The organism is Achromobacter deleyi, from assembly GCF_902859705.1.
GTDB lineage: Bacteria > Pseudomonadota > Gammaproteobacteria > Burkholderiales > Burkholderiaceae_B > Achromobacter > Achromobacter deleyi.
On sequence record NZ_CADIJO010000023.1, the window covers coordinates 80,103 to 91,472 of the forward strand.

9 protein-coding genes are annotated in these 11,370 nt (G+C 69.6%); 8 read left to right on the forward strand and 1 reads right to left on the reverse strand.

Features of this window, described 5'->3' with window-relative positions; all coding sequences use genetic code 11:
* Complete coding sequence (locus HV798_RS25275) at positions 1-483, reverse strand: hypothetical protein (RefSeq protein WP_175194988.1); 483 nt, start codon at positions 481-483, stop codon at positions 1-3.
* 219 nt (positions 484-702) lie between these two features.
* On the opposite strand from HV798_RS25275, the gene HV798_RS25280 reads away from it, so the two are divergent.
* The 8 genes from HV798_RS25280 to HV798_RS25315 form a co-directional block, all read left to right on the forward strand.
* Positions 703-2,376, forward strand: coding sequence for an NAD(P)/FAD-dependent oxidoreductase (locus HV798_RS25280; protein WP_175194986.1), 1,674 nt, complete (start codon positions 703-705; stop codon positions 2,374-2,376).
* 163 nt (positions 2,377-2,539) lie between these two features.
* Positions 2,540-3,658 carry an NAD(P)/FAD-dependent oxidoreductase gene (locus HV798_RS25285; RefSeq protein ID WP_175194983.1) on the forward strand — a complete coding sequence of 373 codons (1,119 nt, stop codon included), beginning with the start codon at positions 2,540-2,542 and terminating at the stop codon, positions 3,656-3,658.
* Between the two features lie 40 nt (positions 3,659-3,698).
* Positions 3,699-4,850, forward strand: coding sequence for an NAD(P)/FAD-dependent oxidoreductase (locus HV798_RS25290; RefSeq protein ID WP_175194981.1), 1,152 nt, complete (start codon positions 3,699-3,701; stop codon positions 4,848-4,850).
* Positions 4,851-4,900: 50 nt separating this feature from the next.
* Positions 4,901-6,517 (forward strand): ABC transporter substrate-binding protein, encoded by a 1,617-nt coding sequence (locus HV798_RS25295; RefSeq protein WP_175194979.1) that lies wholly within the window; start codon positions 4,901-4,903, stop codon positions 6,515-6,517.
* Positions 6,518-6,523: 6 nt separating this feature from the next.
* On the forward strand, positions 6,524-7,474 hold the full coding sequence (locus tag HV798_RS25300) for an ABC transporter permease (protein ID WP_175194977.1): 951 nt from the start codon (positions 6,524-6,526) through the stop codon (positions 7,472-7,474).
* Positions 7,475-7,483: 9 nt separating this feature from the next.
* Positions 7,484-8,383 (forward strand): ABC transporter permease, encoded by a 900-nt coding sequence (locus tag HV798_RS25305; RefSeq protein WP_175194975.1) that lies wholly within the window; start codon positions 7,484-7,486, stop codon positions 8,381-8,383.
* Positions 8,380-10,038, forward strand: coding sequence for a dipeptide ABC transporter ATP-binding protein (locus HV798_RS25310; protein WP_175194973.1), 1,659 nt, complete (start codon positions 8,380-8,382; stop codon positions 10,036-10,038). The genes HV798_RS25305 and HV798_RS25310 overlap by 4 nt, the downstream gene beginning before the upstream one ends.
* Positions 10,039-10,169: 131 nt before the next feature.
* On the forward strand, positions 10,170-11,370 hold a 1,201-nt coding region (locus HV798_RS25315), incomplete at its 3' end, for an FAD-dependent oxidoreductase (protein ID WP_175216585.1).

Below are 11,370 nucleotides of genomic sequence, written 5' to 3' on the forward strand. Positions count from 1 at the left end.
TCAGCGACCGCCCAGGAACAGGTTGTCGCAATAACCGCCCAGCAGGTCGTAGCTGAGGATGCGCTTGTTGGCATCGGTGGTGAACGACATGTAGCAGGACTCGCCTTCCTCGGTGTAGTAGCCGGTGGGCGCGGTGTTCTGCTGGTAGATCGGAATGGCGCCCTGGCCGCCGCCGGCCGGTAGCACCGTGACCAGCGTGCTGCCGGCCGAGGCGGTGCCGGTCTGCACGAAGCGGCGGTGCTGGGTGGACCCGAAGCGGCTCCACATGTGCACGTAGCGCGGGTTCTGCGGGGTGCCGATATTGGGGTAGGCGGCCGAGCCGCCTTGCGCGTCTTCGGGGCCGAACTGGGCAGTGACCGAATCCAGGTTCTGGCCGATCATGCTGCGGGCGTAGCGATCCAGCTGGTTGGCGGGCGGGTGGTAGACGCAGCCGCCCAGCAAGGCCAGGCCCAGGGCGACGGAACCGAGGGCGATGGGGCGCAAAGCGGGGCGGGAAACCGAGCGGGAAGCCAAGACTGAAGTGGGGCGGGGGAGGTGGCGGAACATTGTGGCGCTTCTTTGAGGCTGGTCCGAAAGGCCGCATTCTATTCCCGGCCAAAATGACGGCGGTTTCTTTGGCGTAAAAGATGTAACGCCTCACGGCGGCCATGGTCTAATACGCGTTTTACGAGCCCTTGAACCCTGACACGGTTCCCTTGCCTCATGTTGCGCCTGACTGAAATCATCCTGCCCCTGTCGACCTCGCAAGACGATATCGACGACACCCTGCGTACCGCCGCCTGTGCCCGCCTGGGCATCGCCCCAGAGGCCCTGCGGTCGCTCACCATCTTTCGCCGCAGCTACGACGCGCGCAAACGCAGCGCGATCACGCTGACTTACTCCATCGACATCGACGTGGCCGACGAGGCCGCCGTGCTCAAGCGCATGGCTGGCGTGCGTACCGTGATGCCGACGCCGCCGCTGGAATACCAATACGTGGGCCACGCCCCGGCAGACTTGCCAGAAGGCAGCCGGCCCGTGGTGATCGGCTTTGGGCCCTGCGGCCTGTTCATCGCGCTGATCCTGGCGCAGATGGGCTTCAAGCCGCTGATCCTGGAACGCGGCCGCGTGGTGCGCGAACGCACCAAGGACACCTGGGGCCTGTGGCGCAAGCATGAACTGCAGCCCGAATCGAACGTGCAGTTCGGCGAGGGCGGGGCGGGCACATTTTCTGACGGCAAGCTGTCGACCCAGGTCAAAGACCCAAAGCACTACGGTCGCAAGGTGCTGCAGGAATTCGTGGCGGCCGACGCGCCGCCCGAAATCCTGTACGTCAGCAAGCCGCACATCGGCACCTTCCGCCTGGTCAAGATGATCGAGCAGATGCGCGCCCAGATCGAATCCCTGGGCGGCGAATTCCGCTTTGAAAGCCGCGTGGACGACATCGAGATCGACGACGGCCAGGTGCGCGGCGTGCGTCTGGCGGGCGGCGAATTCATTGCATCGCGCCATGTGGCGCTGGCCGTGGGCCACAGCGCCCGCGACACCTTCCGCATGCTGCATGCGCGCGGCGTGTTCATCGAGCCCAAGCCGTTTTCGCTGGGGTTTCGCATCGAACATCCGCAGTCGCTCATCGACCGCGCGCGCTTCGGCCCCAGCGCCGGCCACCCGGTGCTGGGCGCGGCCGACTACAAGCTGGTGCACCACGCGGCCAACGGCCGGTCGGTGTACAGCTTCTGCATGTGCCCGGGCGGCACCGTGGTGGCGGCGGCGTCCGAGCCCGGCGGCGTGGTCACCAACGGCATGAGCCAGTATTCGCGCAACGAACGCAACGCCAACGCCGGCATCGTGGTGGGCATCCAGCCCAAGGACTATCCTGGCATCGATGCGTCGCCCCTGGCGGGCATCGACTTCCAGCGCCACTGGGAAGCCCGTGCCTATGAACTGGGCGGCCGCGACTACTGCGCCCCGGCGCAACTGGTGGGCGACTTCCTGGACGGCCGCCCGTCGACCGCGCTGGGCAGCGTGACGCCGTCGTACAAACCGGGCATCAAGCTGACCGACCTGTCGACCAGCCTGCCGGACTACGCCATTGCCGCCATCCGCGAAGCCTTGCCCGCGTTCGAACGCCAGATCAAGGGCTTCGCCATGCGCGACGCGGTGCTGACCGGCGTGGAAACGCGCACCTCGTCGCCGCTGCGCATCACGCGCCGCGACGACTTCCAGAGCATGAACACCAATGGCCTGTTCCCGGCCGGCGAAGGCGCCGGCTACGCGGGCGGCATCATGTCGGCCGCCATCGACGGCATGAAGGTCGCCGAGGCCGTGGCCCTGCACATCCTGGGCACCGGGCCGATCACCGGCGGCAATCGCCGCGGCGAAAGCGACGACTACTAAGCCGTTCGGCTTTGCCCGCGGCACGTTGCGTGTCGCGGCGCATCTCAAATCCTCTTTGCACGCCCGGCGGGTATCCGATATCGATATGCGGATTCCGTCGTTGGCGGCGTGCGCCTGCGCGCCCAGAATGGATCGCTCTTGATTCGGGGTTGAAGGGTTTGCGATGCCAGCGGTGCAGAAAGTGGTGGTGGTGGGGGCAGGGGTGTTGGGGTTGAGCGTGGCGGCCAAGGTGGCCGATCGGGGCGCACAGGTCGTGCTGGCCGCGCCGCCGCTGGACTATCGGACCGCGTCCCTGCGGTCTTACTCGTGGCTGAATGCGTTTGGCGCAGCGCCGGAAAGCTACCGCCGTCTGCGGCTACTGTCGCTGGAACGCTACCGGGCCATTGCCGCCGAGTCGTCGCCGACGCCGTGGTTGAAGTTCGACGGCGCGCTGACCTGGCGCGACGCCGACAAGCTTGAATCGCTGCAAGCCCGGGCCGCCGAACTGGCGCGGTCGGGCTATGGCGCGGCCTGGTTCGATGCGGACCAGGCGGTGCAGGCCGAACCGGCGCTCGATCGCGCCGCGCTGGACGGTTACGACCTGGTGCACGTGCCGCGCGAAGGCTGGGTTGACCTGCCCGAATACCTGCATCAGCTGCGCCGCCGCCTGGTGGCGCGCGGCGCCCAGTTCGTGACCTTGCCGCAAGCGCCGACACTGCGCGTGGCGGGGGCAAAGATCACCGGGGTCCAAGTGGACGCCCGCACGTTCCTGGACGCGGACGCGGTGGTGCTGGCCGCCGGCGCCGGCACGCCGGACCTGCTGCGCCAGGTGGGCGTGAACCTGCCCGCGCAGACCAATACCGCCTTGCTGGTGACGGCGCGCAGCAGCGCCGCCGCACCCAAGGCGGTGCTGCGCGCGCCCGATATCGCGATCCGGCCGCGGGCCGACGGCACGCTGTCGCTGCATGCGGAATGGGCCGATGCCCAGGTCACGGGCAGCGATGAACAAGGCTGGCACGTCGCGCCCGACGTGGTGACCGCCGTGACGGAAGCCGCCGCGCGCTGGCTGGCCGGCAACCCGGCCTTTACCGACGTGCAGACCGGCATCGGCCACCGTCCCATTCCCGGCGACCATCGCGCGGTGGTGGGCGAGGTGGGCAGCGTGGGCGGCCTGTCGGTGGCGTTCAGCCACAGCGCGGCCACGCTGGCGCCGATTCTGTCGGAACTCCTGGCCGGCGAAATCCTCGACGGCACGCGGTCCCCCTTGCTGGCCGACTTCCGGCCCGGCCGGTTCGCGGCCTGACGCCCCACGCATTCTCTTTTCTTGCCATCCTGGATATCCCATGAGTGAAGTCTCGACCGATTACGTCATCGTCGGCGCCGGCATTTTCGGCGCGTCGCTGGCCTGGACGCTGGCGCGCGCCGGCCATTCCGTCACCGTGCTGGAACGGCGCGAAGTCGCCAGCGGCGCGTCGGGCGGCCCCGGCCACCGCGGCGTGCGCGCCAACAACCGCGACCTGCGCGAACTGCCGCTGGCCGTGCGGGCCTTGCAGATCTGGCCGACGTTGACCGAACTGCTGGGCACCGACAGCGGCTTTGAACGCCTGGGCGGTTTGAGCCTGGGCGAACTGGAACGCGTGGGCGGCACGCATGGCCGCGTGACGCTGGCCGCGCGCGCCGCAGTGCAGAACGCCTTTGGCGCCCGCACCGAAATCCTGGACGCGGCCGGCGTGCGAGAAAAGCTGCCCGACGTGTCGGACAAGGTGATCTACGCGCTGTACAGCCCCAACGACGGCATTGCCGACCACAACGTGGCCACGCGCGCCTTTGCCCAGGCCGCCGTGGCGCTGGGCGCGACGCTGATCGAAGGCGCCAACGTGCAGGCCGTGCAGTCGGTGGCGCAGGGTGGGGCGCAGGTCACGCTGAGCGATGGCCGCGTGTTCGCGGCCCGGCGCGCCGTGGTGTTGGCCGCCAATACGCAAGTGCCCAAGCTGCTGCGCGAGGCCTTCGGCCTGCAACTGCCGGTGTGGTCGTTCAACCCGCAGGTGGCGCAGCTGCGCGTGTCGCGCGACCTGAAACTGGACTACCTGATCAATCACAGCAACCGCACGCTGTCGATCAAGCGGGCCGACGCGGACCACATCACGGTCACGGGCGGCGCCGTCGGCCGTTGGGACGACGAGACCGAAACCGGCAACACCGACCTGTCCACGCTCAGCGCCAGCCTGACCGCGCTGACCGCCACGTTCCCGCGCACAGCGACCGACACCGAAGTGACCCATCTGGACGCCAGCCGGGCGGATTCCAGTGCGGTGGACCAGATTCCGATCATCGACCGCGTGCCGGGCCACGACAGCGTGCTGTACGCCACGGGCTGGAGCGGCCACGGCTTTGCCATCGGGCCGGCCGTGTCCGAAGCGGTGGCCGAGTGGCTGGTGAGCGGCCAGCGCCCCGACGTGCTGGCGCCGTTTGGCGTGGCGCGCTTTCGCCTGTGAGCCAGCTGCCTGCAACCCGTGCCCAGTCCCGCGCCTTTGTAAGGTTAATCATGACGTCCTCATTCCCATCCTTTGCCGTGGGCGCTGCCTGGCAGCGCGCAGGCGCGTTGACGTTGGCGGCAGCCGGCCTGCTGTCTGGCGGGGCCGCGCAGGCCGCCGATGCCCAGCCGCAAGCCGGCGGCGCGCTGATCCTGGCGCAAAGCTCATTCCCGCCGTGCCTGGACCTGGCCCAAAGCGCGCGCGCCCAGAATGCCAGCCGCCAGGCGCTGGATACGCTGCTGGACCAGGACAAGCGCACCGGCCAGGTCGTGCCCTGGCTGGCCGACCGCTGGGAATACCTGGACGAGGGCAAGACGCTGCGGCTGCACCTGCGCAGCGGGGTGACGTTCAGCAATGGCGAGCCGCTGGACGCCAAGGCGGTGAAGGCGAACTTCGACGCGCTGGCGGCGTACGCCAAGGAAGGCCGGGCGCCGCAGGCGGGCGGCTACCTGACCGGTTACCTGGGCGCGGACGTCATCGACGATTCGACGGTGGCGCTGCGGTTCGACCATCCCAAGGCCGGTTTTTTGCAGGCCCTGACCGAAAAGACGCTGGCGCCGCTGGCGCTGGCCACGCTGGCCAGGACGCCCGAAGAACGTTGCCAGGGCGCCCTGATCGGCACCGGCCCCTTCGTGATCGACCAGGTGGTCAAGAACGACAAGATCGTCCTGAAACGCCGCGCCGATTACCAATGGGCCTCGCCCAACGCCGAACACCCGGGCCCGGCGTGGCTGGACCAGGTGACGTTCCAGACCATTGCCGAAGGCAGCGTGCGGGTGGGGTCGCTGCTGAGCCGCCAGGTCGGCGCGATCGAAGAACTGCCCACCGAAGACGTGGCGCGCATCAAGGCCGCGGGCGCGACGGTGGTGGCGCGGTCGGCCGGCGGCATCGGCATCACGCTGTATCCGAACATCGCCAGCCCGGTGCTGTCGCACGCCGAAGTGCGCCAGGCCCTGGTCATCGGCGTGAACCGGCCCGAGATCATCGAAGCGCTCTACACCGAATACGACAAGGCCGCGACCAGCGTGGTGTCGACCACCGTGCCGGGCTACGTGGACCTGTCCGCCAAGCTGGCCTACCAGCCCGAGGCGGCGCGGGCCTTGCTGGACAAGGCGGGCTGGAAGCCGGGCAAGGACGGCATCCGCAGCCGCGATGGGCAACGGCTGCAGATCGGCGTGACGTGGAGCTTTCCGGGCTACACGCCCACACTGGAGCTCATCAAGGAACAGCTGGCGCAGATCGGCGTGGACCTGCGCCTGAACCTGCGGTCGGACGCCGAGATCGGCGGGGTGATCCGGTCGGGCAACTATGACCTGCGGCTGTCTGACCTGACGCGGCCGGACCCCGACGTGATCCTGGCCGCGTTCTCGAGCAAGTTCGGGCGCGGCCTGGGCGCGGCGGAACCGGACCTGGACGCCTTGCTGGACCAGCAGAGCGTGGCGGTGGACCCGGCCCGGCGCACCGCGCTGGTGGCGCAGATCCAGAACCGCATCATCGACCAGGGCTACGCCGTGCCGATCAAGGAGAGCAACACGGTGTTCGCGGTGGCGCCGAACGTGCGCGGCCTGTGGCTGTCGACGCCGCGCTGGCCGGTGCTGCACGATACCTGGCTGGCGACGTCCCGGTAGCCTGCCATGCGCCGCTATCTGCTGTCGCGCCTTGCACAAGCGGTGTTCGTGGTGTGGGCCGCGTTCTCGGTATCGTTCCTGATCCTGTACGTGCTGCCGGGGGACCCCATCGCCATCATGCTGGATGCCCGCGGCGAGGGCGTGCTGGCCGACGCGGCGCAGGTGGCGCAGCTGCGCACGCGTTACGGGCTGGACCAGCCCATCATCGTGCAGTACCTGAGCGGCCTTGCCCGTGCCTTGCAGGGCGACTTCGGCGTATCCATCGAAAACGGCCACGACGTTGCCACGACCGTGCTGCGGGCCTTGCCGCAGACCCTGGCGCTGGCCGCGCTGGCCTTGGCGGTGTCGCTGGCGCTGGGGCTGGCGGTGGCCCTGGCCGCAACCTACACGCGGCGACGCTGGCTGTCTGAATTGCTGCTGTGCCTGCCGCCGCTGGGCGTCAGCATTCCGTCATTCTGGATCGGGCTGGTGCTGCTGCAGTTTTTCTCGTTCGACTGGCCGTTCCTGCCGGCCACGGGCAATGCCGGCTTTGCCTCGCTGATACTGCCTGCGCTGACCCTGGCCATTCCCACCAGCGCGGCCATCGCACAGGTGCTGGCCAAGAGCCTGGCGGCCGCCTTGCAGCAAGGCTATATCGACACGGCCTACGCCAAGGGCGCGTCGCGCCGCCGGGTGCATTTGCGCCACGCCTTGCGCAACGCCGCGATTCCGGCGCTGACCCTGGTGGGCATGAGCGCCGGGCATCTGCTGGGCGGTTCGGTCGTGACCGAAACCGTGTTTTCGCGGGCCGGCATCGGCCGCCTGACCCAGATCGCCGTGCAGGCGCAGGACATTCCCATGGTGCAAGGGCTGGTGGTGCTATCCACGCTGGTCTTCGTGGCCGTGAACCTGGCGGTGGACCTGCTGTATCCCTTGTTCGATCCCCGCATCGTCGCCGCGCGGCGGCGCGAAGCTTAGGAGGTAGCCATGGCCAGTCTGCATTTCATTGCCCCCGCGACGCCTGGCGATGCCGGCCCGTCTTTGACGCTGCCCGCCGGCTGGCGCACGCGCGTGGGCAGCCTGCGGCGCACGGTGGCGCTGGTGCTGGCCCTGGCCGTGGTGGCGCTGGCGCTGGGCTGGGCCTTCCTGCCGCACGTGTTCAGCGCCCAGAGCCCGTTCGAGACCCGCGTGGCGTTGCGGCTGCGGCCGCCGTCATGGGCGCACTGGTTCGGCACCGACTACCTGGGCCGCGATGTATATGCGCGAGTGGTGCACGGCGCGGCGCTGTCGCTGAAGGCCACGGTGATTGCCGTGGCGCTGGGGCTGGCGGCAGGTTGCGTGCTGGGCCTGCTGGCCGGGTTCTCGCGGCGCGCGGTGGATGACGCGGTGATGCGCGCGGTGGACGTGCTGCTGGCGATTCCGTCCTTGCTGCTGTCGCTGATGGTCGTGACCGTGCTGGGCTTTGGCACCGTCAACGTGGCGCTGGCCGCGGGCGTGGCCACCATTGCCACCTTTGCGCGGCTGATGCGCGCCGAGGTGCTGCGGATCAAGGCGCACGCCTATGTGGAAGCGGCGTTCGGCAGCGGCGAACGCTGGTTCTCGGTGCTGCGCCGCCATATCCTGCCCAATGCGGCGGGGCCGGTGCTGGTGGTGGCCGGCCTGGAATTCGGCGCGGCCATCCTGGCGGTCTCGGCCTTGAGCTTCCTGGGATTCGGCGCCGCGCCGCCCGCGCCCGAATGGGGCACGCTGGTGGCCGAGGGGCGCAACTATCTGGTGCGCGCCTGGTGGCTGACAGCCATGCCGGGCGGCGTGATCATCCTGGTGGTGCTGTCCACCAACAGCCTGGGCAAGACCTTTGAACGCTTGCGCCTGCGGGAGGCGAGATGAACGCGATGATGGCGGCCGAGCCACCCCTGTTGGCCATCCGCGACCTGCACGTGGCCTACCTGGCGGGGCGCCAGCCCGTGCATGCCGTGCGCGGCGTGTCGCTGGAGGTGCTGCCCGGCGAAGTGCTGGCCATCGTGGGCGAGTCGGGTTCGGGCAAGTCGACCACGGCGCACGCCATCATCGGCCTGCTGCAGGAAGGCGCGCATATCGTGGGCGGCAGCATTACCTTCCAGGGCGAAGACCTGACCCGCGCCAGCGAACGCACCTGGCGCCGGCTGCGCGGCGCCCGCCTGGGCCTGGTGCCGCAGGACCCGGGCGTGGCGCTGAACCCGGCCATGCGCATCGGCGACCAGGTGGCCGAGGTGCTGCGCATCCACGGCCTGGCGGACCGCGTCAATGCACCGCAGCGGGCACTCGAAATCCTGGACCAGGTCGGCCTGTCGCAGCCCGCGCTGCGCGCCAGCCAGTATCCGCATGAACTCTCGGGCGGCATGCGCCAGCGGGTGCTGATCGGCATTGCCTTTGCCTGCCGGCCGCGGCTGGTGATTGCCGACGAACCCACCAGCGCGCTGGACGCGACGGTGCAGCGCCGCATCCTGGATCAATTGGCCATCATGAAGGCCGACAGCGGCACCTCGGTGCTGCTGATCACCCATGACCTGGCGCTGGCCGCCGAGCGCGCCGACCGGGTCATCGTGATGCGGCATGGTCAGATCGTGGAAGCCGGCGCCGCGCGGGACGTGTTCGAGCAGCCCCGGCACGCCTATACGCGGGCCTTGCTGGCGGCGCGGCCCGGGGCGCCGGATCGAACCCGCCGGGCACCAAGGTTGCCCAGCGCACCGGCCAGCCCGCCGCTGCTGGCCGTGAGCGGCCTGGCCAAGACGTTTTCCCTGGCGGGTGGCGCCACGCTGCAAGCCGTGCGCGGCGTGTCGTTCGAGATCGCGCGCGGCGAAACGCTGGCGCTGGTCGGGGAATCCGGTTCGGGCAAATCCACCACCGCCCGCATGGTGGTCCGCATGGAAACGCCCACGGCCGGCCAGGTGCGATTCGGCGGGCAGGACATCGGCGCCTTGACGGGCGAACCGCTGCGTCGGCTGCGCCAGCGCATTCAGTTCGTGCACCAGAATCCCTACGGTTCGCTGGACCCGCGCTACACGCTCGAAGACATCCTGACCGAACCCCTGCGCGCCTTTGGCCTGGGCAACCGCCATGAACGCCGCGCCCGCGCATTGGAATTGCTGGACGAGGTGGCGCTGGACCGCGCGCTGTTGACGCGCAAGCCCGCCGCCTTGTCGGGCGGCCAGCGGCAACGGGTGGCGATCGCCCGCGCGCTGGCCCTGCGGCCCGACCTGATCGTGCTGGACGAGCCGGTGTCGGCGCTGGACGTGGCGGTGCAGGAACAAGTGCTGGCGCTGCTGCAACGGCTGCAGGCCGACCTGGGCCTGACCTATCTGCTGATCTCGCACGATCTGGATGTGGTGCGGCAGATCAGCGACCAGGTCGCGGTGATGGTGGCGGGCACGCTGGTAGAGCAGGGGCCGGTGGAACAGGTGTTCCAGACGCCGCGGCACGCCTACACGCGTGAACTGCTGGCGGCGCGCCCCGGTTCCGGCCAAGGCGCGCCAGAACCCGTGCAGGCCGCGGCGGTCGCCTGATCCCTTTGGCAAGACACGCCGCGCAACGGCGTTCGCGGTGATTTGCAAATCGCCGATCCGTCGTTCGCCGAGGCGGCGCACCGGCCTACCATCCCATTTTTGGCATCACGCAGATACGCATCGGAGGTTCCATGGCTGTCAGCAACGCGGCGCCGCAAGGCAGCGCCAATTCGGGCTACGAGGCGGACGTCCTCGTCATCGGCGGCGGACCCGCGGGGACGTGGGCCGCGATCCAGGCCGCACAGGCGGGCGCCAGCGTGATCCTGGCGGACAAGGGCTACTGTGGTTCGTCGGGCGCCACGGCCGCTGCCGGCACCGCCGTCTGGTACGTGGACCCGGACCCGCAAAAGCGCCAGGCCGCCATGGCCAGCCGCTACGAGATGGGCGGCCGCCTGGCCGATGCCGGCTGGATGAGCCGCGTGCTGGACCAGACCTGGGACGGCATCAATACCCTGGCCGACTGGGGCTATCCGTTTCCGCAAGACACGGCCGGCGTGTCGCGCCGCAATTCGCTGCAAGGCCCTGAATACATGCGCCTGATGCGCAAGCAGGTCAAGCAGGCGGGCGGCAAGATCCTGGACCACCATCCGGTACTGGAACTGCTGCGTGACGCCGATGGCGCCGTGGCGGGCGCCGCCGGGGTGGACCGCCAGCGTGGCGGCGCCTGGTCGGTGCGCGCCGGCGCGGTGGTCATCGCTACCGGCGGCTGTGCGTTCCTGAGCCGCGCGCTGGGCTGCAATGTGCTGACCGGCGACGGGCTGCTGATGGCCGCCGAGCTGGGCGCGGAACTGTCCGGCATGGAATTTTCCAACGCCTACGCGATTGCGCCGGAATTCGGTTCGGTCACCAAGACGCTGTTCTATAACTGGGCGACGTTCACCGATGCCGATGGCGTGCCGATTCCTGGCGCGGCGTCCAAGGGCGGGCGTTCGGTCATCGCTCGTGAACTCCTGCGCCAGAAGGTCTACGCCCGGCTGGACCTGGCCGACGAGGCGACCCGTGCCGCCATGCGCGCCGCGCAACCCAATTTCTTCCTGCCGTTCGATCGCAGCGGCATCGATCCCTTTACCCAGCGTTTCCCCGTGACCCTGCGGCTGGAAGGCACGGTGCGCGGCACCGGCGGCCTGCGCCTGACCGGCGCCGACTGCGCCACCTCGGTGCCCGGGCTGTACGCGGCCGGCGATGCGGCCACGCGCGAGCCGATCTGCGGCGGCTTTACCGGCGGCGGCAGCCATAACGCGGCCTGGGCGATCTCGTCCGGATCGTGGGCGGGCGCGGGCGCGGCCCGGCATGCCCTGGACGTGCGCGGCCGCGGCAGGACGGCGCAAGGCG